Source organism: Micromonospora sp. CNZ322, from assembly GCF_007827755.1.
In genome coordinates this window covers 71,254-95,507 of sequence record NZ_VITD01000017.1, presented here as the reverse complement: position 1 = coordinate 95,507, position 24,254 = coordinate 71,254, and the positions used below count along the sequence as shown (strand labels likewise).

Genomic DNA, 24,254 nt, shown 5'->3' with positions numbered 1-24,254 from the left:
GACCGGCCGCGATACTGACCTCTCTTGCCCACGGAGCTGAACATCGACCTCAAGTGTGGACACTGCGCACGCGCGGCCGGGCCGGACGACCGCTTCTGCGGCGGGTGTGGCCAGCCGCTCGGGGTCAACTGTGCGCACTGCGGGCATGCCAACAGCACCGAGGTCAACTTCTGCACCAGCTGCGGTCAACCGCTGCGGGACCACGCCGTCGCGGTGCAGGAGGACCGGCGTCAGGTCAGCGTGCTCTTCGTCGACATCGTGGACTTCACCAGCTACGCGGAGCGGGCCGACCCGGAGCAGGCCCACGGTCTGCAGCAGACCTACTTCGCCACGGTGCGCCGGATCGTGCACCAGTACGGCGGGGTGGTCGAGAAGTACATCGGCGACGCGGCGATGGCGCTGTTCGGCGCGCCGGTGGCCACCGACAACGACGCGTTGCGGTGTGTCCGCGCCGGCCTGGAGCTGCAACGGAACCTGGCTCGCCAGCCCGCCGGTCCGCAGCCGCCGCTGAGCTTCCGGGTCGGCATCGCGACCGGCGAGGCCCTGGTCGACCTCTCCGCCACCCGCGACGGTGGGCAGGCCTTCGTGACCGGAGATGTGGTCAACACGGCCTCCCGCCTACAGGGGTTCGCCCCTCCGGGCGGTGTCGTCGTCGACGAGAGCACCTGGTCGGCCACCCGACACGAGATGGAGTACGCCGACCAGCCACCGGTCACCCTGCGCGGCCGGTCCGCGGTGAGCCGGATCTGGCTGGCCGTCCAGGTGCGACCACACCGGGACCCGCGCGGCGCCGAACTGACCCCGATGGTGGACCGGGAACACGAGCGCGGCCTGCTGGTCAACGCGCTGCACAGGATGGTGACCGAGCGGACCTCCCAGTTGGTGACGGTGTTCGGCCCGGCCGGTGTGGGCAAGAGCCGGCTGCTGCGCGAACTGGCCCGGCACGCCGGCAGCATGCCCGGCCCGCCGATCACCTGGCTCGTCGGGCAGTGCCCGCCGTTCGGTGAGAACGTCACCTGGGCCGCGCTGTCGGACATCGTGAAGACCTGGGTGGGCGTGCCGGAGGTCGACGACCCACTTGCGCTGCGCGAACGGCTGCGGGCCCGGCTGGGGCAGCTCGCCGACCCGCACGCGACCCGGTTGGCCGAGGCGCTCGGGCCGCTGATCGGCGTACCCGGTGAACGGCTCACCCCCGGCGAGACCGAGGCCGCCTGGCGGCGGTTCCTGCTCGCCCTGGCGGCCACCGGCCCGACCGTGCTGGTCTTCGAGGACATGCACTGGGCGGACCAGGCGATGCTCGCCTTCGTCGAGCAGTTGGGCGCGTCAGCACGCGGCGTACCGCTGCTGGTCGTCGCGACCGCCCGGCCGGAGCTGCGGGAACGGAACCCGGCCTGGACCGGCACGATCAGCGGCGCGATGTCCATCTCGGTGCCGCCGATGCACGACACCGACATCGACACGCTGTACTCGCTGCTCCTTGGCCAGGCGACGCTGCCGTCCAGCTCGCGTACCCCGCTGATCGAGTTCGCCGACGGCAACCCGCTCTACGCCCAGGAGTACGCCCGGATGCTGCTGGACGGCGGCCTGCTCGACGCGGTCGGTCCGACACCCCGCCTCGACCTCGACGGCGGCGCGGAGATGCCCCGCACCGTGCAGGCGGTCATCGCCAACCGGCTCGACCTGCTGGACCCGGCCGACCGGGCGGTGCTCCAGGCCGCCGCCGTGGTCGGCGTGGTGTTCTGGGCCGCGCCGGTGGCGATGGCGCTGGGGCGTCCGGTGGAGTGGGTGGAGCGCGCGCTGGACCGCCTGCAACGTCGCGACCTGGTGTACGAGCAGAGCACGTCGACGATGCCCGGCCAGCCCGAGTACCGGTTCCGGCACATCCTGGTGCGCGACGTCTGCTACCAGCGGCTGCCCAGGGCCGAGCGGGTGCTGCGCCACCAACGCACCGCCGACTGGATGGCGCAGCTCACCGACGGCCGGCAGTACGACCTGGCCGAGGTGCTGGCCAACCATCGCTGGGCGGCACACGAGATCGCCAGGACCGTCGGGTTGGACACCGCCCCCTACGCCCCGCCGGCGCGGGCCGCGCTGCACCGGGCGGCCCGCCGGGCGTACGAGCTGCACGCGCTGGACACCGCCGCCGCGCTGGTCGGCCGGGCGCTGGCCCTGGACGTCGGGCCGGACCCGGCGCTGGAGCTGTTCGACGCCGAGCTGGCGTTCTATCGGGACGGGGACGCCTTCCTGGTGGCGGGGGGCACGGACACCCTGACCCGGCTGGCCGAGCGGCTCACCACCAGCGGCGACCGGACGGGGGCGGCCCGCGCCTGGACGCTGCTCGCCACCGCCGCGTGGAGTCGCGCCGACCGCTCGACGACCCTGCACTTCCTGGACCAGGCGATCGGCATCTACAGCGACCTACCGGACAGTCAGGAGAAGGCGAGCGCCCTGCTGGAGTTGGCCCGGGTGCACATGCTGAACGCGGAGACCGAACCGGCGTGCACCGCGGCGCGGGCGGCGGAGTCCCTCGCCGAGCGGCTCCAGCTGCGCGAGGTCCAGGCCAACGCGCGGATCACCCTGGCCGTGGCGCGCTACCTGGCCGGCTCCGCCGAGGCGTTCCCGGAGCTGGCGGAGGTGACCGAGCACTGCCGGGTGGAGCGACTCACCAGTCGGCGCCGGGCGGTGCAGAACCTCGCCTGGGCGTTGCAGGAGGAGGGCGACCTGGCCGGCTCGGCCCGGTTGGTCGACGAGCAGCTCACCCTCGACCTGGGCGGCGAGCACAGCCTGGCCACCAGCTTCGCCGACCAGTGGGCGCGGTCGTACTACGCGGGTGACTGGACGGCGGCGCTGGCGATGGCGGCGGAGTCGACCCGACGGCCGACCGCCGAGTGGGACCTGCACATCGTGGCGGTCTCGGGTTGGATGCGCGGGCTGGCCGGAGCCGAGCTGGTCGGACCCGACGGGCCCGACGAAACTGCGGGGCCGGCCGCAACGGGTGGGGATCTGGTCGAGCAGGCGCTAGTCGCGGCGCGGCGCACCGGTTTCCACCGGGTGCTGCGCTCCACCCTGGCGCACGCCGCCCTCTGCCGGGCGGTGCAGGGCCGCCGCGACGAGGCGATGGCGCTGCTCACCGAGCTGGACGACGACTGGCAACGGACCCGGATGATTCCGTTCGCGGAGTGGGTGCCGGCCGTCGGGCACGTCGCCGGGGTGCTCGGCGCGGACGCGGCCCGGCTGGTCCGGCAACTGCTCGACCGGGCGCCCCGGATGACTCCGTGGGCTCACGCGGCCGGTCAGGTCGCCGACGCCACGTTGGCCCGGCACGCCGGGGACGCCTCGACCGCGGCGAACCTGCTGCGCTCGGCGGCGGCGAGCTACGCCCGGATGACCGACGTGACCGACGAGATCATCACGCTGGCGCTGGCCATCGGCCCGCTGGCCGAGACCGACCCACCCGCCGCTGCGGCGACCCGCGCCCGCCTGCACGACTTCGCCACCCGTCACCGCGCGCCCGCCCTGCTCCACCTGCCCTGACCGCCGACCGGGCCGGCCCGGCGGTGGCTCAGGCGGCCAGCGGCGTCGGGACGGGCTGCTTGAGCTTCTGGGCGTAGACGTCCACGTACTCCCGACCGGAGAGCTCCATCAACTCGTACATGATCTCGTCGGTGACCGCGCGCTCGACGAACCGGTCGCCGGCCAGCCCGGCGTAGCGGGAGAAGTCCAGCGGCGTCCCGAACCGGATCCTCACCCGGTCGATCTTGGGGATGAGCTTGCCCGGCGGCTGGATCTCGTCGGCGTTGAGCATGGCCACGGGCACCACCACCGCGCCGCTCTCCAGGGCGAGCCGGGCCACCCCGGTCTTGCCCCGATAGAGCCGCCCGTCCGGGGAGCGGGTGCCCTCGGGGTAGATGCCGGCCACTCCCCCGGCCCGCAGCACCTGCAACTGGGTGTCCAGGGCGGCGCGCGCGGCCCGGCCACCGGAGCGGTCCACCGGAATCGTGCCGGTGCCGACGAAGAACATCTTGGTCAGCCAGCCCTTGATCCCCTTGCCGGTGAAGTACTCGGCCTTGGCGACGAAGGTGACCTTCCGGGCGGTGATCAACGGTGTGAAGATCGAGTCGGAGAAGGAAAGGTGGTTGCTCGCCAGGATCACCGGGCCGGTCGCCGGCACGTTGCGCAGGCCCTCCACCTGCGGGCGGAAGATCAGTTTGAGCAGCGGACCGAGGATGACGTACTTCAGCAGCCAGTAGAGCACCGGCGTCCTTTCCCGTGGTGTGCCCGCGACAGCGCCAGCCGTCGTCGCCGACGAGCCTACGAAGCGAGCGCTCTCACCACAACGGACGACGTTCGGGGGCCGAGGTATCGCCGGCCGCGATCACCGAGATCGCACTTGTCGCGCAAGAACGGACAAAGGAGCCGCGCCGCGACCTGCGGGAGCAGCCGTGACTTTGGAAGACGCGACACAACGCACTCCCGGAACCATGCCCTGACGTGTCACGATTCAGAGCACGGCGTGCGGACGGGCGCCGAAGGGCAGCGGTGGCCGCGCCGGAAGGCGCGTTAAGGGGGATGTCCGGGTGTCAGCGGGTGGGGCCCGCCGGGGACGGCGGGACAACGGGCTCGACGCGAACGAGTATGCCGTCGTCGGCGACGTCGATCCGCGCGTCGGTGAACACCTGCTCGACGTGCTGGCCGCCGGCGGGATTGCCGCCTACCTCCAGCCCTCCGCCGACCTCAACCCGGTCACCCGCACCACCACCGTGCCGGCCCGGCCGGTCGACCGGCTCTACGTCGACCGCTCGCACCTGACCACCGCCCGGGACTACCTGACCCAGCTCGCCGACGAGACCGCTCCGGAGCAGCCACCGGCTCGCGACGAGCCGGACATCGACGCCGAGTGGGCGCGGATCGTGGCGGGCTTCCACACCACCTCCACGCCCGGTGACCACCCGTGGCCAGCCTCGGAGGACGTGGACGAGCGGGACAACCGGGACGAGTCGACCTCCGGGCCGCTGACCCGCTCCGGCACCGACGAGCCCGGTCCGACCGCCACCGACGTTCGCCGGCTGCCGTCCGCGACGGACATCTCCGGGATCTCAGTGGGGCGCGGCACCCGACCGGACGAGCCGTCGCTGCTGGACGGGTTGGACACCTTCGGCGCCGACCTGCCCGACGACGAGGACGACGAGGGTTACCATCCGCCGCCACCACCACCGCTGCCGCGGGTCAGCAAGTACGCGGTGATCGGCGTGCTCGGGGTGGTCGTCGGGTTCGTGCTGTTCCTCTTCCCGTGGCTGCTCCCGATCGACCGCTCCGCGGTGACGCTGTTCGGGTTCACCGGCATCCTGGCCGGTTTCGTCACGCTGATCTGGCGGCTGCGCCCCGGCGACGATGACGAGGACGACCCGGACAACGGCGCCGTCGTCTGAGGGTCGGCCCGCATCCCGGGACAGCAGCGCCCCGCCATGGGCGTAACAGTGGTGTAACTTACTGTCAGTAGGAATACCGCTGTACGTCACTTCCCCCGCTGACTGACCGGTTTTTCCTTGCTCGCGGCGGTCAGTCCTCTGCTGATCGGAATGCCCGAGATGCGACAGAGTTCTCTCGTGGTGGTGGCCAACCGCCTCCCCATCGACGACAATCAGGCCCCCGACGGGGCCTGCGAGTGGCGGCGCAGCCCGGGCGGGTTGGTCAGCGCACTGCACCCGCTCCTACGGCACACACCGGCGACCTGGGTCGGCTGGGCCGGTGGCATCGGTCCGGCCCCCGCCCTGCCGGACGTGGACGGCGTGCGGATGCACACCGTCGCGCTCAGCCCGGAAGACCTGCGCGACCACTACGAGGGGTTCGCCAACGCCACCCTCTGGCCGCTCTACCACGACTCCGTGGAGCAGCCGCAACACCACCGCCGCTGGTGGGAGGCGTACCAGCGGGTCAACCAGCGCTTCGCCGAGGCGACCGCGGAGGTGGCCGAGCCGGGCGGGGTGGTCTGGGTACAGGATTACCACCTGCAACTGGTCCCCGGCCTGCTGCGCGCGCTCCGCCCGGACCTGCGCATCGGGTTCTTCCTGCATGTGCCGTTCCCGCCGCCGGAGCTGTTCATGCAACTGCCCCGCCGGGCCGAGTTGTTGCGCGGCATGCTCGGCGCCGACCTGGTCGGCTTCCAGCGGGTGCAGGCGGCGCACAACTTCGCCCAGTTGGTGACCCGGGTGCTGGAGCTGCCGGCCACCGACCGGCGGATCGGCATCGACGACCGGGTCGTCCGCATCGGCGCCTTCCCGGTCTCCATCGACACCGCCGAGATGGCCGCGCTCGCCGACCGTCCGGACGTGGCCGCCCGGGCCCACCGGCTCCGTCAGGACCTCGGCGATCCCCGGCAGGTCGTCCTCAGCGTGGACCGGATGGACTACACCAAGGGGATCGAGCAGCGCCTCAAGGCGTACAGCGAGTTGCTCGCCAGCGGCGACGTCAAGGTCCGCGACACGGTGCTGGTGCAGGTCGCCATGCCGAGCCGGGAACGCGTCGGCCAGTACCAGATCCTGCGCGAGCGCATCGAACGCGAAGTCGGCCGGATCAACGGCGAGTTCGGCCGGGTCGGTGAGCCAGCGATCCACTACCTCACCCAGCCCTTCGACCGGGCCGAACTGGCAGCGCTCTACCGGGTCGCCGACGTGATGGCGGTGACCCCGTTGCGCGACGGAATGAACCTGGTCGCCAAGGAGTACGTGGCTGCGCGGGTCGACGACACGGGCGCACTGCTGCTCAGCGAGTTCGCCGGCACCGCCGCCGAGCTGTCCCAGGCGTACCTGGTCAACCCGCACGACCTGGAAGGGCTCAAGCAGGGCCTGCGTGAGGCGCTGCGGGCCGACCCGGCCGACACCACCCAGCGGATGCGGGCCATGCGCGCCCACCTGCACCAGCACGACATCCGGGCCTGGGCCCGCTCCTATCTGCGCGCCCTGGACGACGGCGGCGGCCTGATCAGTCGCCTGACCAGCACCGACACCGTCTCCGACGGCGCCGCTCGGGTGCCCCGGCCGGCCACCCCGGCCGGCAGCCCGGCCGTCCACCAGGCCGGCGGCTGACCGCCGGCGGCCTGGCCGCTCAGTGCGCCACCGGCTCCTTCTCCAGCCAGTCCAGGATCGCGTCGATCGGCTCCGCCCACCGCGCGTCCAGCATCAGGTCGTGGCCCATCCCGGGAAAGAGCAGCGGGGCCGACCCGTACCGGCGGGCGACCCGGGTCAACGTCGACGCCGGCACCACCCGGTCGTCCGGGCTGCCCAGCACCAACACCGGGGGCGCGCCCACGGCCGGCTCGGCCTCCGGCTCACCCAGCAGCGCCCACTGCGCCCGCCGACCCGCCCGTCCGAGGCGTCCGACATACCGCCGGGCCTCCTCGTCGGGCAACTCGCGGCTGAACAACTGCCCCCGGTTGAGCCGCAACGGCCCGCCGAACACCGCCGGCAACGTGCCCGCGGGGTTGCGGCGCAACGCCGCGCCCAGCACTCCCCAGCCGCCGAAGACCGGCGCCACCAGCACCGCGCCCCGCGCCGGGTAGCGGGCCAACGCGTGTGCCACCACCAGGGCCCCGGCGCCGTGCCCCACCAGCACCGCCTGCCGCGGCAGGCTCGCGGCCACCTGGACCACGTCGTGGGCGTACGCCCGCAGCGTCGCCTCCGGCGCCGGCTCGCTGCCACCGTGCCCACGCAGGCTCACCGCGTACGCCGGGAACCCCCGCGACGCCACGTGACCCAACCAGTGCTCGGCGAACGCCCACGCGCCGTGCCCGAACCCGGGTACGAACAGCAGCGGCGGACGCCCCTCCTCCAGCTCGGGGACCGCGCTGAGCACCTCCCGCCGGGCCGGCCGGACCGGCCGGGACCACTCCCGACCCCGCATGATCCGCAGCTCACTACTCGCGCTCACCGTGCCAGCCTTTCGTTCGCGACTGCGGGGCTCGCAAGCTCACTCCTCGCGCTCACTTGCCCTCCAGCTCGACCAGGGCGCGTTGGATGGCGCGCAGATAGTCGGCGTGCCCGACCTCGAACCAGTGCCGGCTGCTGTCCTTGACCGGCCCGGAGTACCGCTCCCCCGCCCGGTCCCGCACGCGCTGCGCGAACGCCGTGGCCCGTTCCGGCCGGTCCCGACGGGCCTGGAGCAGCCGGGCGAAGAGCACAGTCTGCCAGTGCGACAGGGTGAACAGCCCGGAGTCCGGTTGCAGCAGGCCGGCGACGGCCAGGGTCGGATGCCCCGGGGTGAACGCGTTGAGCCACAGCGTGGGCCGGCCGGCGCCCGCGCTGTCGCCGAACACCGACGCGTCGAGGAACTCGAAGCGCGGCAGGTAACCGGTGGCGAAGACGACCACCTCGGGGTCGATCTCGCGGCCGTCGGCCAACTCCACGGCGTACGGGTGGAACCGGGCGACGTCCGGCACCGGGCCGATCGCCCCGTGGCCCACGTAGTAGACGAGCTGACTGTTCGCGATCGGGTGCGTCTCGTACACCCGGTGGTCGGGCTTGGGCAGCCCGAAGCGGGTCAGGTCGCCGACGGTCAGCCGCAGCGTCCAGTGGTAGAGCCACTGCCGCACCCGTAGCGGCACCCGCAGCGCCAACAGGCTGTCGTTGACCTGGTCGGCGGGGCGGCCGAGCACGTACTTCGGCGCGTACCAGTAGCCCCGGCGGGTGGAGTGCCAGCAGCGCGACGCCTGCTGGGCGGCCTCGACGGCGATGTCGCAGCCGGTGTTGCCGGCACCGACCACCAGCACCCGCTTGCCGCGCAGCTGCGCCGGGTCCTTGTAGGACGAGGCGTGCATGATCTCGCCGCGGAACTGCTCAAGGCCCTCGTAGCGGGGCAGCTTCGGCGACCAGTTGTGGCCGTTGGCGATCACCACGGCGGCGTACCGGGCGGTGCGTTCGGGGCCGTACCCGCCGGTGGAGCGGGTGGTCACGTCCCACCGGTCCCCCTCGACGGGCTCGACCCGGATCACCTCGGTGCCGAACCAGATGTGCGAACGCAGGTCGAAGTGGTCGGCGTACCGCTCGAAGTAGGACAGCAGCTGACCGTGGTGCGGGTAGTCCGGCCAGGAGTCCGGCATCGGGAAGTCGGGGAACTGGGTGAACGGCTTCGACGAGATCAGGTGGGTGCTGGCGTACACCGGGCTGCGGTCGTGCCGCCAGTTCCAGGCGCCGCCGACGCCCGTCTCCCGCTCGTAGCAGTCCACGCCGAACCCGTGCTCACGCAGGTTCTTGATGGCCGTCAGGCCGCTGGCCCCGGCCCCGATGACGCAGACGGTGTCGCCCCGGTCGGAGACCGGGCGGCCGTCGCTGTTCGCCGTGGGCGAGGTCGCCTCCGGGTCGGGCCGGCCGTGGTCGGTGGAGGTGGACACCGGGGACATCTCCTTTGGTACGGCAGGCGTGCCGGTCGCCGCGAAATCCTCTCTACAACCGGGCCGGATGTCCAGTCCTGGACCGGATGCGCCGACGGTCGTGCCGGGGTCGGGGGTCAGTCGGTGGCGGGCAGCAGCAGGTCGACCAGGACCGGGAAGTGGTCGCTGGCCCGGCGGGTCTGCGGGGTGTCCACCACGTCGTAGTCGACCACTGTGATCCGCGAGTCGACGAAGAGCGCGTCGATGCGTCGGCGCGGGTCGGCGCAGGAGTAGGTGAGCCGCTCGGCCCGGTCGGCCGCCACCGCCGCGTCGGTCAACCCCCGCGACACTGTGGCCCAGGCAGGGCCGTCCGGACCCTCGTTGAGGTCCGCCCCGGCCAGCACCGGGCTGGTCGCCGCGTCCAGGCCACGTTTGAACTCGGTGGCCTGGGAGGGCCGCTCGGCCGGGTCGGTGGACAGGTGCGAGCCGGCGAGGGTGAACCGGGCGTCACCGACCCGGCAGTCGGCGTACGCGGCGCCGCGCAGGTGCCGGCCGGGGGTCAGCGGAAAGCGCTGGCAGCGGGTGCCGAGCACCTGGACCCGCAGGCTGGTCAGGAGCAGGTTGCCCAGGGCGGGCAGCCCACCGGCGGCCACCACCAGACCGAACGACTCGGCCAACGTGGCGGACTTCTGCCGCCACCGGAACCGGCGCGGCCCCTCCTGCACGATCACCACGTCCGGCGTCGCGGCACGAACCACCGCCGCCAGCGCGGCGGTGTCGTCGCGCTGGCTGTGGATGTTGTACGACACCACGCGCAGCGGCACACCCATCCCGGACCGCCTCAGATCCGCCGGGCCAGGTCAGCGGCGCCGATCACCCCGGCGCTGTTGCCCAGCTCCGCTGGGAGCACCTCGGCCACCGGCAGGCGACCGCGCTGGGCGAGCGCGTCGAGGTACGAGCGGCGGGTGGGACCGAGCAGCAGGTCACCGGCGTCGATCACGCCGCCGCCGACCACCAGGGTCTGCGGGTCGAGGATCTGCGCCATGTCGGCGAGGCTGGTGCCCAGCCACCGACCGATCTGGGCGAACGCCTCGGCGGAGACCGGGTCGCCACCCTGCGCGGCGGCGGTCACCATCGGGCCGGTGATCGCCTCGGCCTCACCGCCGGCCAGCTTCAGCAGGGCGGTGGCCCGGTTGGGCTCCTGCCGGGCGCCGGCCCGGGCGAACCGGACCAGGGCGCTGCCGCTGGCGTACTGCTCGATGCAGCCCAGCCGGCCGCAGCCGCACTGGTGCCCGTCCGGCACGGCCAGCATGTGGCCCAGCTCCGCGGCGATGCCGTGCGCGCCGCGCATCAGGTCGCCACCGAGGACGATGCCGCCGCCCACACCGGTGCCGATGGTGAACATGATCATCGAGTCGTCGGCGTCGCGGGCCGCGCCGTAGCGGAACTCGGCCCACGCGGCGACGTTCCCGTCGTTCTCCACGATCACCGGCAGCCCGACTGCCTCGCTGACGTACTCGCGCAGCGGTTCGTCACGCCAGGCCAGGTTGGGAGCGAAGAGCACAGTCGAACGGCCGGCGTCGATCCACCCGGCCGCGCCGATGCCGACGGCCTCGATGGTCCGCCCGGTAGCCAGCTCGCCGACCAACTCGATGATGACGTCGCGGGTCTTGGCCACGTCATCGGCGGGAGTGTCCCGTCGGGTCTGCACGAGGACCGTGCCGGTGTCGTCCACGACACCGCCGGCCACCTTCGTGCCACCGACGTCGACTCCGATGGTCAGCGTCACCGCTACCGCCCCCCTCTGCTGTGCTGTCCGGCCCAGGTTCCGGCCCAGTGCCGGTCCGGGTCGGAAGGTCCCGCGCTCAGGCGCCGTCGCCCGATGCTTCCGCGTCGGCGTCATCGGGCACCCGCGAGGCGGGCACCACGGAACGGGTGGTCGGTGCCGGTACGGTCGCCGTCCCGGCCTCGTCGACGGGTGGTACGGCGGCCGGGGCGAGTGGGTCCGCCGTCCGGGTGGCGACCGACCAGACATCCCGCTCCGGCGCCGGCTGAGAATCATGCCCGGTACGGGTGGCATCGCGCCACACGTGGTCGTCGACGGTCGCGGTGGGCGGGGCGCTCGGGGGTGGCTCGGGGGGCACGTCGTCGGTGCTCGCGGCGGGTGCCGGCGCGGGCGGGGTGGTCGGCTCGGCGGCCGGCGCGGTGGGGCTCGGCGTGGACGGTTCCGGCGGGGAGAACGCGCGGAGCAGGCTGGCGACGCCCGCGGCGAGGTCACCGGCGCCGGTCGCGAGCCGTTCGGCGAATTCCGGACTCGGATCCCGCAACGCGGCGATGCCCCGACAGACCGGGCAGACGCAGCATTCGGCCGAACCGGTGGCGAAAGCACCACCGGCGCCGGAGCGGGCGTCCGGGCCCGCGCTGTGACCGAGGACACCGGACAGCATCCCGCCCAACGAGCCGAACGCGCCGCCCGCCGAGCCGGCGGAGGCCAGTCGCGCCCCTGCCAGCAGGGTGGCGACCAGCCGCTCCGCCTCTTCCCGGGCCGAACCCGGATCCGTTCCGCCCACCGTCGGCTCCTCTACCGTGCCACCGGACACGTCACTGCGCCGCACCGGTTGCTTCTACCCGGCGCTTGAGCTGCTTCAACGCGGTGTCCATGATCATCTTCTCGGCTTTGCGCCGAAACATCCCGAGCATGCCGACCGACAGGTCGACCTCCAGCGTGTAGGTCACCGTCGTGCTGCCGTCCGGGTTACCCACCAGGTCGTACGAACCACGCTGGGCCTTCTGCATCTTCGAGGGGGCGACCAGGTGCCACTCGATCCGGGACAGATCCTCGGCGTACTCGTAGGCGAGCACGTACTCGTCGGCCATCACCCCGGCGTCGATGGTGAAATGCACCTGACTGGCGTAGCCGTCCTCGTACTCCTCGACGACCTCGGCGCGACGCACCGCGTCGGTCCACTCCGGGTAGCGCGCGAAGTCGCAGATGACCGCCGTCACCCGATCCGGTGCGGCGCCGATAATGATCGACTGGGTGGAGGAGTCCGCCATGGGGGGAGGCTACCTGCCTCCTGGTTGTCTCACCCCGACCGCCCGCCGGGTAGGTTTCGACACATGCCGACGCCACGGCGGCGGCCGGCCCAACCAGTGCGAGCACGAAGGAGTGCAGGTGCGCGAGTTCTCCGTCCCGCCGATCGTCACCGTTGGCGACGCGGCCAACCTCACCGATCCGGTCTGGGACAACGCCGAAGTCGCGCCCGACACCGTCCAGTTCGCCCGACCCACCCCACGCGCCGACGGCACCGTCACCGAATGGACCGAGGTGACCTGCCTCCAGTTCCGCGACGAGGTGGCCGCCGTGGCCCGCGGGCTGATCGCCGCCGGCATCGAGCCCGGTGCCCGGGTCGGGCTGATGAGCCGCACCCGCTACGAGTGGACGCTGCTCGACTACGCCATCTGGGCCGTCGGCGCGGTGACCGTGCCGATCTACGAGACGTCCAGCGCCGAGCAGGCCGCGTGGATCCTCGAGGACTCCAACGCGGTCGCCGTCGTGGTGGAGAGCGAGGCGCACGCCGCCCTGATCGCCGGCGTCCGGCACCGGCTGCCCGAGCTGGGCCAGGTCTGGCAGATCGACCTCGGCGGGGTCGACGAGCTGGTCACCACCGGCGCCACGGTCGAGCTGGCCGAGGTTGAGCGGCGACGCAAGGCCGTCCGCGCCGGCGACCTGGCCACGATCATCTACACCAGCGGTACCACCGGCCGCCCCAAGGGCTGCGTGCTCACCCACCGCAACATGTACGCCGACATCGCCAACGCGGTGCCGGTGCTGCCGAACCTGTTCAACGCCGGCGCGAGCACCCTGCTCTTCCTCCCGCTGGCGCACGCCTTCGCCCGACTCATCCAGATCGGCGTCGTGCAGGCGCGAGCCACCATGGCGCACTGCGCCGACACCAAGAACCTGGTCGCCGAGCTACAAGCGTTCCGGCCGACCTTCGTGCTCTCCGTACCCCGGGTGTTCGAGAAGGTCTACAACGCCGCCAAGCAGAAGGCCGAGGCGGACGGCAAGGGCGGCATCTTCGCCCGCGCCGAGCAAGTCGCCATCGCGTACAGCGAGGCGCTGGAGACCCCGGGCGGCGCGGGCCTGGCGCTTCGCGCCCAGCACGTGGTCTTCGACCGGCTGGTCTACCGCAAGCTGCGCGCCGCGCTCGGCGGACGGTGCCGGGACGCGATCTCCGGCGGCGCGCCACTCGGCGCCCGGCTCGGCCACTTCTTCCGGGGCATCGGCGTGACGGTCCTGGAGGGCTACGGCCTCACCGAGACCTCGCCCGCCGCCGCCGCGAACCTGCCCAGCGGCACCCGGATGGGCACCGTCGGCCGCCCGCTGCCCGGCGTGACAGTGCGGATCGAGGACGACGGCGAGATCCTGATCTCCGGCGAGCTGATCTTCCAGGGTTACTGGCGCAACGAGACCGCGACGGCCGAGACGATCAGCGCCGACGGCTGGTTCCGCACCGGCGACCTGGGCCAGCTCGACTCCGACGGCTACCTGAGCATCACCGGCCGCAAGAAGGAGCTGATCGTCACCGCCGGCGGCAAGAACGTCGCCCCGGCGGTGCTCGAGGACCTGGTCCGGGCGCACCCGTTGATCAGCCAGTGTGTCGTGGTCGGTGACCGGAAGCCGTTCATCGCGGCGCTGGTCACCGTCGACGAGGAGGCGCTGCCGACCTGGCTGGAGAACGCAGGGATGCCCCTCGACACCCCTGTCGAGCAGTTGCGCGAGCACGAGGGCCTCCGCAAGGAGATCCAGGCGGCGGTCGACGCCGCGAACCAGGCCGTGTCGAAGGCGGAGGCGATCAAGGTGTTCCGGGTCCTGCCCCACGACTTCACCGAGGCGACCGGCGAGCTGACCCCGTCGCTCAAGGTCAAGCGCCAGGTTGTCCACAAGACGTACGCGGCGGAGATCGCCGATATCTACCGAGGCTGACTACCATCCGTCACGTGCCCGCATCCACAGCCACCGCCCCGCACCCGCATCCCCTCGCCGCGGCCGCCCGCGTGGTGATGCTGGCGCTGATCGCCATCCTGACCCTGTTCGCCACCCGCGACGTCACCCAGCTGTGGTGGATCGCGCTGCTGGCGGTGGCCGGGCTGCCGTCGCTGCTGGCACCGCAGCACCGGCTGGTCGGCCCGCTGAGCCGGGTGGCCGAGGTGGTGGTGCTGGGGCTGGCAGCGAGCCACGTCGCCGCGGTGGCGTCCATCGGCGGCACTGTCGACGGCCTGGGCGCGTCGGCGGTGCTGCCCTATCTGGCGGTCCCGGTGACAGTCACCGCGCTGCGCCGCCGCTTCCCGGAGGGCGCCGCGCTGCTCGTGGTCACCGCCGCCACCCTGCTGCTCAGCGGCGCGTTGACCCGGGTCGACGGTGGTCTCCAGCTCGGCCAGCTGGGTTACCTCGCGGTCTGCGCGCAGTGGCTGATCCTGGCGGCGCTGGGGCTCTACGCGGCCGGCACGCTGCACCGGGTGATGGCGGTCCGCGGTGAGGGCAAACCTCAGCCGTACGCCGAGGCCACCCGGCTGCTGACCCAGCTGCGGACGGTGGCCCGGCAGCTGCCCGGGGCGACCCTGGACCCGGGCGGCATCTCCGAGCACCTGCTGGAGGAGCTGCGCACGGTGGCCCGCGCGGACCGGGGCGCGGTGCTGTCGGCCAGCGGCGGAGGTCGCCTCGTGGTGCTCGCCCAGGCCGGCGTCGACCGGGTGGACTGGGAGACGACGCTGGACGCGGACTCCGCGATCGCCGACGCCTGGGCCACCCAGCAGGCCACCACGGCCGCCCGGTCGCAGTCCCGCTCGCACCGCGGCGGCGACGTGTCCGCGCTGATCATTCCGCTGGTCGCCGGGGTGCGCACGGTGGGGCTGGTGGTGCTGGAGGCGGACGCCGCGCACGCGTACCCGCCGCCGGTGGTGTCCCGGGTGACCGCGCTGACCCGCCCGGCCGCGCTGCGGCTGGAGGCTGCGCTGCTCTTCGACGAGGTCCGCTCGCTGGCCACCAACGAGGAGCGGCAGCGGCTGGCCCGGGAGATCCACGACGGGGTGGCCCAGGAGCTGGTGATGGTCGGCTACGGCATCGACAACGCCCTGGCCACCGTCTTCGACGACGCCGACGAGACCGCCGAGGCCCTGCGTACGCTGCGCGGCGAGGTGACCCGGGTGATCCAGGAGCTGCGGCTGAGCCTCTTCGAGCTGCGCAGCGAGGTGGACCGGCAGGGTGGGTTGGCCGCGGCGATCGCCGAGTACGCGCGCACCGTGGGCGCGTCCGGAGGGCTGCGGGTGCACCTCTCGCTGGACGAGTCCACCGCCCGACTGCCGGCCGCCACCGAGGCCGAGTTGCTGCGCATCGCGCAGGAGGCGGTGACCAACGCGCGCAAGCACGCCGGGGCGTCGAATTTGTGGGTCACGTGTGAGGTCGACCCCCCGTACGCGCAAATAGAAGTGTCGGATGACGGTCAGGGGATGGCTGACCAGCGCCCGGACGGGCGGTACGGTCTTGCGATCATGGCCGAGAGGGCGGAACGTATCCGGGGCCGGTTGGAGATCAGGCCGCGGCAACCCAGCGGCACGACCGTGGCGGTGGTTCTCGGCACCTCGGCCCGGCGCGATAACGTGCGCGGCAGCGCAGCACCAGAAGGGGAGTAACCCGAGGATGACCACAAGTCCGATACCGGCCACCCGTACCAAGGTCCTCCTTGTCGACGATCATGACCTGATTCGCAAGGGTTTGCGGCACGCCTTCGAGCGCGACCGCCAGTTCGAGGTCGTCGGTGAGGCGGCCACGGCGGCGGAGGGGGTACGCCAGGCCGGCGCCTTGCAGCCGGACGTGGTGATCATGGATCTGCGGCTGCCCGACGGCAGCGGCCTGGAGGCCACCCGCGCACTGCGTAAGTCCAGCGCGTCGATGGGCATCGTGGTGCTGACCATGTACGCCGGCGACGACCAGCTCTTCGGCGCCCTGGAGGCCGGCGCGAGCGCCTTCGTGCCGAAGACCGCTCCGGCCGACGAGGTGGTGGCCGCCGCACGGCACGCCGCCTCCTCCCCCAGCGCGTTCACCGCGGCCGACCTGGCCGAGGCGATGAAGCGCCGGCTCGCCCCGTCCGGCCCGCAGTTGTCTCCGCGGGAGGGGCAGGTGCTGCGGCTGCTCGCCGACGGGATGAGCGTGGCGGGCATCGCCAAGCAGTTGTTCGTCAGCGAGTCCACGGCGAAGACGCACATCTCGAAGCTCTACGAGAAGCTCGGCGCGGCCAACCGGGCTCAGGCCCTGATGACCGCGCTCCGGCTGGGCCTGCTCGAGGCACCGGACGCACCGAAGTTCTGACCTGCCCCCGCTCGTCGAGCGGGACGACGCGACCGACGGTCCGCGCCAGCTTCGGCCGGCGCGGACCGTCGCGCATCGACCGACGTCGGCGGGCAACCTTCGGCGCGCTATGGTCTGGCGTGCGTGGCGGGTGCACAATACCCGCGCGGGCGACGATGCTCGCGTCGCAGATTCGAGGGGTGAAACGCATGCAGCGGCCGGACTGGGCACCCGACACCATCGACATCGAGCGCCCGAGCGTCGCGCGGATGTACGACTACTACCTCGGCGGCTCGCACAACTTCGCCGCCGACCGGGCCGCGGCGCAGGCGATGGTCGCCGCGGTGCCCGAGGCGCCGTTGATGGCCCAGGCCAACCGGGCGTTCCTGCGCCGGGCCGTGCACCACCTCGCCGACGCCGGGATCCGACAGTTCCTGGACATCGGTTCGGGCATCCCGACCGTCGGCAACGTGCACGAGATCGCCCAGCAGCTCGACCCGCAGTCGCGAGTGGTCTATGTGGACGTTGACCCGGTGGCGGTGGCGCACAGCCGCGAGATCCTCGCCGGCAACGAGCGGGCCGCGGTCGTGCAGGAGGACCTGCGTAACCCGGAGGCGATCCTGGCCCATCCGGACGTCCGCAAGCTGCTCGACCTGAGCCAACCGGTGGCCGTGATGGTCGTGGCCGTCCTGCACTTCGTCTCCGACGACGACCGGCCGGCGGAGCTGCTGCGGACGCTGCGGGACGCGTTGGCGCCCGGCAGCTACCTGGTGCTGTCACAGGCCAGCGACGACGGGCGCAGCGAGGACGAACGCGCCGAGGCGGAGCGGGTCTACCGGCGCACCGACAACCCGCTGTGGGTGCGCAGCCGTGCCGAGCTGACCGCGCTCTTCGACGGCTTCGAGCTGCTCGACCCCGGCGTGGTGTGGGTACCCGAGTGGCGACCGGACACTCCGGAGAGCGCGGAGGACGCCGAGCGCGCGGTCTTCATGGGCGGCGTCGGGCGCCTCGGTGACTGAGTCGCCCGGGGCGACCCCCTGCCCGGGGACGTTCGCCCGGGCCTGGGCGAAGGCGGTCTCCGGCACCAGCTATCTACCGATGACCCAGGCCCAGTTGGAGTCCCTGCTGGACCGGCTCACCGGGCAACTGGCCGGGGCGTTGCTCACTGAGCCGTTCGACCTGCGTGCCGGGCACCGGGTCGGCGCCGAGCTGGTCGCCGCGCACATCGCTTCCGCCGAAGGGCTGGGTCGTACCGTCGAGGTCATCCAGCTCCGCCTGGTGCGCGACCTGGGGTTGGTGGCCGAGGACGTCGAGGACCGGATGGCCCGGCTGCTGGCGGCGGTGGCGACCGGCTACGCCCGCGCGCTGCGCGACCGGACGCTCGACGAGCAGGAGTCGATCCGCCGCGCCGCCATGCGGGCCCGCACCCAGGCCGAGCGGGCGCTGCGGGCCAGCGAGGCCCGGTTCCGGCATCAGGCCACCCACGACCCGCTCACCGGCCTGCCCAACCGGACGCTGTTCACCGAGCGGCTCGCCGCGGCGCTCAACGAACCGGGCCGGGGCGCGCAGCGGGTCGGGGTGTGCTTCCTGGACCTGGACCGCTTCAAGGTGGTCAACGACACGCTGGGGCACCAGATCGGTGACCTGTTGCTGGCCACGGTGGCCGAGCGGCTGCGCAAGGCCATGGGTGAGCACCTGGTGGCCCGGCTCGGCGGCGACGAGTTCGTCATCCTGGTGGAACACACCGCCGGCACCGACGACATGGTGGCGGTGGCCGAGACCGCGCTCGCCGCGGTAGGCACACCGGCCCTGGTCGACGGGCACGAGCTGCAGATCTCGGCGAGCATCGGCATCGTCGAGCGCCAGGTGGCCGGGGCCAACCCCACGGACCTGATGCGGGCCGCCGACAGCACCCTGCACTGGGCGAAGTCCGCCGGTGGGGCGCGCTGGTCGCTCTACGACGCCGAACGCAACCAACGTGAACTGGCCCGCTACGCGCTCTCCGCGGCCATTCCGGCGGCGTTGGAGCGGGGCGAGTTCTACCTCGACTACCAGCCGCTGACCTCACTGCGCGACGGCAGCCTGGTCGGCGTGGAGGCGCTGGTCCGCTGGCGGCACCCCGAGTTGGGGGTGCTGCGCCCGGACAGCTTCATCGGGTTGGCCGAGGAGACCGGCCTGATCGTCCAGCTGGGCGGTTGGGTGTTGGCCGAGGCGTGCCGCGAGGCCGAGGCGTGGTCGGCCGGGGGTGCCGCCGCGCCCTTCGTCAGCGTCAACCTCGCGGTACGGCAGGTGCACCGGCCCGGGTTGGTGCAGGAGGTCCGTGCGCTGCTGCGGCAGACCGGCCTGCCACCGGAGCGGCTCCAACTGGAGATCACCGAGAGCACGATGATGAGCACCGCAGAGGAGCCGGTCCGCGCCCTGCGGGTCCTTGCCGACCTCGGGGTGCGCATCGCCATCGACGACTTCGGCACCGGCTACAGCAACCTGGCGTACCTGCGGGACCTGCCGGTGACCGAACTGAAGGTGGCCGGGGAGTTCGTGGCTGGCCTGCGCTCGCCGTCCGTCGGCCGCACCGACGAGCGGATCCTCGCCTCCCTGGTCTCGCTGGCGCACGCGCTGGACCTGACCGTCACCGCCGAAGGGGTGGAGACCGCCGGGCAGGCCGAGCGGCTGCGGGCGATCGGCTGCGACGCAGCCCAGGGCTGGCACTTCGGCCGCCCGGCTCCCGCCGATCGCATCCTGGCCCGCATCCGCTGAACCACCCCGCCCCAACCACCTCGGCTGACCGGGCCAGGGTTTCGCGGCCAGGTCGATGAAAGGCGATATACCTCAGAGGTATTTATATGACTCAGAGGTATACCGCTCACCGAGACATCGGGCACCACGGGCAGCGCCGGCGGCACCGGGAAGGTAGACATCGTCTACGGCGGCTGATAGACAGTGTCTATGGACGCGGACGAGACGGGGCTGCGGGCTCGGTTGGTGGCCGCCGGGGTGGACCTGGTGCTGCGCGAGGGCCAGTCGGCGGTGTCGCTGCGGGAGATCGCCCGGCGTGCCGGGGTCTCGCACGGCGCACCGCGCCGCTACTTCCCCACCCACGTCGACCTGCTCTCCGCCATCGCCCGGGAGGGCTTCGCCGACCTCACCGCCCGGGTCGAGCGAACGTTGCGCGACGTCGATCCGGACCCCCGTACCCGATTGACCGCGTTGGCCCGGACGTACCTGGACTTCGCGGCGGCCCACCGCGGCATGTTCGAGCTGATGTTCCGCCACGACCTGCTGGACAGCGGCCGGCTTCGGCTGCGCGAGACGAGCCTGCCGCTGTTCGCCGTGCTCGCCGACCTGGTGGCGCAGGCGCGCCGGCCCACCGACGCGCCCGCGGCGGTGCTCGCCGGCGCGCTGTGGGCGAACCTGCACGGCATCGCCCAACTCTGGGCCTGGGGCAGCCTGCCGCTGGCCACCGGCGCCACCGACGACGATGCCCTGCTGCGCGCCGCGTTGGACGCCCACCTCGGCCCGGCGCCCGCCTGAACCCGACCCCGGAGGACACGTGCCCCTGCTGTACGACGTCACCAAGCTGACCGTCGGCACCGTGCTGCGGTTTGGCTGGCAGCCCCGGGTGGAAGGGCTGGAGCATCTACCCCGACACGGCGGCGCCATCCTCGCCGGCAACCACCTGTCCGTCGCCGACGAGTTGTTTCTCGTCACCTCGACGCCCCGACACGTCACCTTCTGGGCGAAGGTCGAGTACTTCAACGGCCGGGGTCCGGGCGGCTGGCTCAACCGACGGATCGTCGCCGGCATGGGCGCCATCCCGGTCGACCGCTCCGACGGCCGGGCCGCCCTGCGCGCCCTGGACGCCGCCGTCCCGGTGCTGCGCGCCGGCGGCCTGGTCGCCGTCTACCCGGAGGGCACCCGCTCCCCGGACGGGCGGCTCTACCGGGGCCGGGTCGGGATGACCCGGCTGGCCCGCGACGCCGGGGTGCCGATCATCCCGGTCGGCGTGCTCGGCACCGCCCAGGTGCTGCCGGTCGACGCGCGGCTGCCCCGTCGACACCCGATCACCCTGCGGTTCGGCCCGCCGATCCCGGTCGCCGAGCGGATCAACGGGCCGCGTGACATCCGAACTGTCACCGACGAGGTGATGGCGGCGATCCAGCAGCTCACCGGCCAGGAGTACGTGCCGCGCTACGCGCCCGCCCGGGAGAGCTGAACGCGAGCGGCGATCAGCCGGCGAGCAGTGCCGCCATGCGTTCCGCCTGCGCCTCCCAGCGCCACTCCCGTTCCACCCACGCTCGGCCAGCCGCGCCCAGTTGCCGGGCCAGGTCCCGGTCGGCGAGCAGCCGGGCGACCCGGTCGGCGAGCTGGGCGACGTCCCGACCGCGCACGACGTAGCCGGTCTCCCCCTCCCGGACCGCGTCCGGTGCGCCTCCGGAGTCACCGGCCACCACCGGCAGGCCGGCCGCGGACGCCTCCAGGTAGACGATGCCCAGCCCTTCGACGTCGAGGCCACGGTTGCGGGTGCGGCACGGCATCGCGTAGACGTCGCCGGCCGCGTAGTGCGCCGGCAGCTCGACCGACGGCACCGTGCCGGTGAACACCACATCCCGTTCCACACCGGTCTGGCGGGCCAGCTTCTCCAGAGTCGCCCGGTACGGCCCGCCACCGACGATCAGCAGCGCCGCGTCGGGCACCCGGCGGCGGATCTCCGGCAGGGCCCGGATCAGGGTGTCCTGACCCTTGCGCGGCACCAGCCGGGACACACAGACGACCACCGGCCGGTCGGTCAACCCGAGCCGGGCCCGGACCTGCTCACCGTCCACGCTCGGGTGGTAGGTGTCCACGTCGACCCCGGGCGCGAGGCGGCGCAGCTCGGTCACCCCGTCCAGCACCCGGGCCAACCGGGTGCGGGTGTACTCGCCGAGATAGGTGGTCACGTCCACACCCCGACCGATGCGCCGCAGCGCCGGCCGGGCGGCCGGCACCGCCGCCCAACCGATCTCGTGGCCATGGGTCTGCGCCACCACCCGGCGGATGCCGGCCCGCCGCCGCAGGCCGGCCGCGAGCAGGCCCAACGGGGCCGCCGCGCCGAACCACACCGTGTCGCAGTCGTACGCGCGAGCCAACCGGGCCGCCCTGCGGGCGATCAACGGGGTGGGCAGCAACACCCGGGTACGTTCCCGGATCACCTCGAACGGCTGGTCGGCGTCGAACTTCGCGGCCCCGCGCCAGCTCGACGCGTAGACGACCACCGAGCCGGCCGGTTGACGGACCGCGAGGTTGTGCACGAACGACTGGATCCCACCCGGGCGGGGCGGAAAGTCATTGGTGATCAGCAGGGTGCGGCTCATCGGCCGACCTCCCGGGCGTACGCGCGGGCGGCGGCCATCCGCTCCACGGTGGACGGATGTGAGGCCGAATAGAGGTATTCCCAACGGGGCGGGTCGGGGTCGCCGAGGTTGACCGAGCCGAGTCGGCGCTGCATCGACTCGAAGGACTCCGGGTCGTTGGTGAGGGCGAGCGCGTGCGCGTCGGCCCGCGCCTCCACCCGTCGGGACATCAGCGCCTGCACCGGAGCGGCAACCAACCCGGCCACCGTGACCAGGGCGACCAGCAGCGGGAACGCGCGCGGTTGAGCCACCGAGTCGACACCGGCGAGCCGCAGCAGTGGCCCCCACGAGCCGAGCAGGTAGAGCGCCACCACGGCGGCCGCGGCGCCCAGCGCCCCGGTCAGCGTGCCGGCCGCCACGTCGGAGTCCTTCGCGTGCCCCAACTCGTGCGCCACGACGGCGATCACCTCGGCCGGGGTCGCCTCGCGCAGCAGCGTGTCGTAGACGACCACCCGTCGGGTCGGCCCGAGACCGGAGACGTACGCGTTGACCGCTCTGGTGCGCCGGGAGGCATCGGCGACCAGCACGTCACGCACCGGCACCCCGTCGCGGGCGGCCATGCTCATCAGCTCGGTGCGCAACGGGCCCTGTTCCATCGGGGTGAACCGGTTGAACACCGGCTCCACCAGCACCGGCAGCACGAACGACAGCAGCACCACCAGCACCGCGGCACCGGCCGCACCGAACGCCCACCACCAGCGTGGCGCGAGCCGGATGACAGCGTAGAAGCCGAACAGCGCCACGGCGCCGATCACCGCGCTGACGGCGTACGACTTGAGCAGGTCGACCGCCCAGCCGCTCCAGCCGTTGGTGCTCAAGCCGTAGCGGGTGAGCACACTCTGCCGCCAGGCGGCGAACGGGAGCGTCACCAGGTCGGCGACGAGCACCACCGCCAGCCCGCCGAGCACCGCCTGCGCTGCCCAGTGCCCACCGAACGGCCGGCCCACCAGCTCGACCAGGCGACTGCCCAGCGGGGTCAACCCGAGCGCGAGGGCGATCAGCAGCCCAACGGCGAGCGCGGTATAGCCGCCGGGACGCAGCGCGGCCCGGAACTCCCGCCCCTTTGCCACCTGCTCGGCTGGCAGGTCGCCCAGCGCGGCGAGCTGGTCGGCCCGGGGTGCCGGCGGGCGGTGCCACGGGATGAGCAGCGCGGCCAGCACGACCAGCGCGATGGTCAGCCCGGCCAGGGTCAGCAGCGCCCAGCCGCGCGGGGTCACCGCGTCACCGCCCGTTGTTCCCCGCTCATCGCGCTCCTCCCGCCGTGACCGCTCATCCTATGGGCCGCGAGAAGCCCGCTTCCGGGCGCGGTGTCGCACTCAGGCGACGCGGCGGGTGGCGCGACGGCGAGCTGCCTCCGGGCGTGCGGGCGCGGCCAGCACCTCCACGTCGAAGCCGGCCCGGGCGAGCACCTCGATGGCCTCGACCTCGGCGGCGACCAACCCGGCCGCCGGGGACGTCTCGTCGAACAGGGCGGTCAGCGGGCAGCCGGAACAGCCGTCGGCCCGCTTCGCGCACCCGTCGCAGTCGATGAGCATTACGCCTCCTGATCGGCTCGCTGTGCCCGGGCGACTCCTGTCGTCGCCGGCCGAACACCGTCGGTGACATCGACACTAACCACCGGGTACGACAGGAACCCCGTCCGACCGCCCCTTTCAGGGCTAGATCCACTCCAGATCAGCGATATCGGGGTATCCCACCCGGCCGGAACCCCCGACATCAAGGAACTCGTGTCGATCAAGCCACGGAAGGGCGTCGTTTGGCGTCGTCGTCGCGCTGACCACCAACTGGCAGCTACGCCGTCAACCTCGTCTGCCGCTGCGGTTGACCGACGAGGCGCTGCACCTGACCGGACCGAACGGGACCAGGCTCAGCATCGACTGGGTCAACATGGCCGGCGCCCGAGTCCGGGGCCGCCTGGATCCGCGGCTGGTGCTCACGCCACTCGACCCGCAGCAGACCTGGCCCCAAATGCGACCCGGACAGTGGTCGACCCCCGGACGCGGCCCCTACGAGCTGGTCGTCCGGCTCTCCTGGATGAGGCCGGGTCCCGACGCACTGCGACGTGAGCTGGCGCGGCGATACCGACCACCTGGCTGACGGCCGCCCGAGCGCCCGACCGGCCGAGCGCCGAAGCGGCCGAGCAACCGTT

The 24,254-nt window shown here is 72.8% G+C and carries 20 protein-coding genes; 10 read left to right on the top strand and 10 right to left on the bottom strand.

Annotated features, from left to right (window positions below; genetic code table 11):
- Positions 1-24: 24 nt before the first annotated feature.
- On the top strand, positions 25-3,534 hold the full coding sequence (locus FB453_RS29470) for an adenylate/guanylate cyclase domain-containing protein (protein ID WP_486480520.1): 3,510 nt from the start codon (positions 25-27) through the stop codon (positions 3,532-3,534).
- 28 nt (positions 3,535-3,562) lie between these two features.
- Here the strand turns inward: FB453_RS29470 and FB453_RS29465 are convergent, their stop codons facing one another.
- Positions 3,563-4,255 carry a lysophospholipid acyltransferase family protein gene (locus FB453_RS29465; protein WP_145795462.1) on the bottom strand — a complete coding sequence of 231 codons (693 nt, stop codon included), beginning with the start codon at positions 4,253-4,255 and terminating at the stop codon, positions 3,563-3,565.
- A gap of 322 nt (positions 4,256-4,577) precedes the next feature.
- Here FB453_RS29465 and FB453_RS29460 point away from each other — a divergent pair, with 322 nt between their 5' ends.
- Both FB453_RS29460 and FB453_RS29455 read left to right on the top strand, forming a co-directional pair.
- A complete protein-coding gene (locus FB453_RS29460; protein WP_145795460.1) occupies positions 4,578-5,429 on the top strand; it encodes a DUF308 domain-containing protein in 852 nt (283 codons plus the stop codon).
- A 159-nt stretch (positions 5,430-5,588) separates the two neighbouring features.
- Positions 5,589-7,085, top strand: a complete 1,497-nt coding sequence (locus tag FB453_RS29455; protein ID WP_486480519.1) for a trehalose-6-phosphate synthase — start codon at positions 5,589-5,591, stop codon at positions 7,083-7,085.
- A 19-nt stretch (positions 7,086-7,104) separates the two neighbouring features.
- On the opposite strand, the gene FB453_RS29450 is transcribed toward FB453_RS29455, so the two are convergent.
- The 6 genes from FB453_RS29450 to FB453_RS29425 form a co-directional block, all read right to left on the bottom strand.
- A complete protein-coding gene (locus FB453_RS29450) occupies positions 7,105-7,899 on the bottom strand; it encodes an alpha/beta hydrolase (RefSeq protein WP_091408054.1) in 795 nt (264 codons plus the stop codon).
- 79 nt (positions 7,900-7,978) lie between these two features.
- Positions 7,979-9,385, bottom strand: coding sequence for an NAD(P)-binding domain-containing protein (locus FB453_RS29445; RefSeq protein WP_145795456.1), 1,407 nt, complete (start codon positions 9,383-9,385; stop codon positions 7,979-7,981).
- A 116-nt stretch (positions 9,386-9,501) separates the two neighbouring features.
- Positions 9,502-10,194 (bottom strand): endonuclease/exonuclease/phosphatase family protein, encoded by a 693-nt coding sequence (locus FB453_RS29440; RefSeq protein WP_145795454.1) that lies wholly within the window; start codon positions 10,192-10,194, stop codon positions 9,502-9,504.
- Positions 10,195-10,205: 11 nt separating this feature from the next.
- Positions 10,206-11,153 (bottom strand): ROK family glucokinase, encoded by a 948-nt coding sequence (locus FB453_RS29435; protein WP_145795452.1) that lies wholly within the window; start codon positions 11,151-11,153, stop codon positions 10,206-10,208.
- Between the two features lie 76 nt (positions 11,154-11,229).
- Positions 11,230-11,934: a hypothetical protein gene (locus tag FB453_RS29430; protein ID WP_145795450.1), complete on the bottom strand. Its 705-nt coding sequence runs from the start codon at positions 11,932-11,934 to the stop codon at positions 11,230-11,232.
- Between the two features lie 31 nt (positions 11,935-11,965).
- Positions 11,966-12,421 carry an SRPBCC family protein gene (locus tag FB453_RS29425; RefSeq protein WP_091407559.1) on the bottom strand — a complete coding sequence of 152 codons (456 nt, stop codon included), beginning with the start codon at positions 12,419-12,421 and terminating at the stop codon, positions 11,966-11,968.
- A 118-nt stretch (positions 12,422-12,539) separates the two neighbouring features.
- Between FB453_RS29425 and FB453_RS29420 the strand changes: the two genes are divergently transcribed.
- The 7 genes from FB453_RS29420 to FB453_RS29390 all read left to right on the top strand — a co-directional run bounded on the left by FB453_RS29420 (position 12,540) and on the right by FB453_RS29390 (position 20,928).
- Positions 12,540-14,354, top strand: coding sequence for a long-chain fatty acid--CoA ligase (locus FB453_RS29420; protein WP_145795448.1), 1,815 nt, complete (start codon positions 12,540-12,542; stop codon positions 14,352-14,354).
- Positions 14,355-14,368: 14 nt separating this feature from the next.
- Positions 14,369-16,060, top strand: a complete 1,692-nt coding sequence (locus FB453_RS29415) for a sensor histidine kinase (RefSeq protein WP_112582795.1) — start codon at positions 14,369-14,371, stop codon at positions 16,058-16,060.
- Positions 16,061-16,067: 7 nt separating this feature from the next.
- Positions 16,068-16,736 carry a response regulator transcription factor gene (locus FB453_RS29410; RefSeq protein WP_030337723.1) on the top strand — a complete coding sequence of 223 codons (669 nt, stop codon included), beginning with the start codon at positions 16,068-16,070 and terminating at the stop codon, positions 16,734-16,736.
- Positions 16,737-16,924: 188 nt separating this feature from the next.
- A complete protein-coding gene (locus FB453_RS29405) occupies positions 16,925-17,734 on the top strand; it encodes an SAM-dependent methyltransferase (protein WP_112582796.1) in 810 nt (269 codons plus the stop codon).
- A 79-nt stretch (positions 17,735-17,813) separates the two neighbouring features.
- The gene (locus FB453_RS29400) at positions 17,814-19,472 is read left to right on the top strand and encodes a putative bifunctional diguanylate cyclase/phosphodiesterase (RefSeq protein WP_225855314.1); all 1,659 of its coding nucleotides are present in this window, start codon (positions 17,814-17,816) and stop codon (positions 19,470-19,472) included.
- 189 nt (positions 19,473-19,661) lie between these two features.
- Complete coding sequence (locus FB453_RS29395) at positions 19,662-20,246, top strand: TetR/AcrR family transcriptional regulator (protein WP_091407547.1); 585 nt, start codon at positions 19,662-19,664, stop codon at positions 20,244-20,246.
- 19 nt (positions 20,247-20,265) lie between these two features.
- A complete protein-coding gene (locus FB453_RS29390; RefSeq protein ID WP_145795446.1) occupies positions 20,266-20,928 on the top strand; it encodes a lysophospholipid acyltransferase family protein in 663 nt (220 codons plus the stop codon).
- Between the two features lie 13 nt (positions 20,929-20,941).
- Here the strand turns inward: FB453_RS29390 and FB453_RS29385 are convergent, their stop codons facing one another.
- From FB453_RS29385 to FB453_RS29375, 3 genes are all read right to left on the bottom strand, one after another.
- Positions 20,942-22,066, bottom strand: a complete 1,125-nt coding sequence (locus FB453_RS29385) for a glycosyltransferase family 4 protein (RefSeq protein WP_145795444.1) — start codon at positions 22,064-22,066, stop codon at positions 20,942-20,944.
- Complete coding sequence (locus FB453_RS29380) at positions 22,063-23,322, bottom strand: M48 family metallopeptidase (RefSeq protein WP_145795441.1); 1,260 nt, start codon at positions 23,320-23,322, stop codon at positions 22,063-22,065. The genes FB453_RS29385 and FB453_RS29380 overlap by 4 nt, the downstream gene beginning before the upstream one ends.
- A 99-nt stretch (positions 23,323-23,421) precedes the next feature.
- The gene (locus FB453_RS29375) at positions 23,422-23,640 is read right to left on the bottom strand and encodes a hypothetical protein (RefSeq protein ID WP_091407537.1); all 219 of its coding nucleotides are present in this window, start codon (positions 23,638-23,640) and stop codon (positions 23,422-23,424) included.
- Positions 23,641-24,254: the final 614 nt, after the last annotated feature.

Coding starts and splice junctions, on each gene's coding strand:
- FB453_RS29425 (WP_091407559.1), bottom strand. CDS start 12,421: ATGGCGGACTCCTCCACCCAGTCGATCATTATCGGCGCCGCACCGGAT.
- FB453_RS29450 (WP_091408054.1), bottom strand. CDS start 7,899: ATGCGGGGTCGGGAGTGGTCCCGGCCGGTCCGGCCGGCCCGGCGGGAG.
- FB453_RS29400 (WP_225855314.1), top strand. CDS start 17,814: ATGACCCAGGCCCAGTTGGAGTCCCTGCTGGACCGGCTCACCGGGCAA.
- FB453_RS29455 (WP_486480519.1), top strand. CDS start 5,589: ATGCGACAGAGTTCTCTCGTGGTGGTGGCCAACCGCCTCCCCATCGAC.
- FB453_RS29375 (WP_091407537.1), bottom strand. CDS start 23,640: ATGCTCATCGACTGCGACGGGTGCGCGAAGCGGGCCGACGGCTGTTCC.
- FB453_RS29405 (WP_112582796.1), top strand. CDS start 16,925: ATGCAGCGGCCGGACTGGGCACCCGACACCATCGACATCGAGCGCCCG.
- FB453_RS29385 (WP_145795444.1), bottom strand. CDS start 22,066: ATGAGCCGCACCCTGCTGATCACCAATGACTTTCCGCCCCGCCCGGGT.
- FB453_RS29410 (WP_030337723.1), top strand. CDS start 16,068: ATGACCACAAGTCCGATACCGGCCACCCGTACCAAGGTCCTCCTTGTC.
- FB453_RS29440 (WP_145795454.1), bottom strand. CDS start 10,194: ATGGGTGTGCCGCTGCGCGTGGTGTCGTACAACATCCACAGCCAGCGC.
- FB453_RS29395 (WP_091407547.1), top strand. CDS start 19,662: ATGGACGCGGACGAGACGGGGCTGCGGGCTCGGTTGGTGGCCGCCGGG.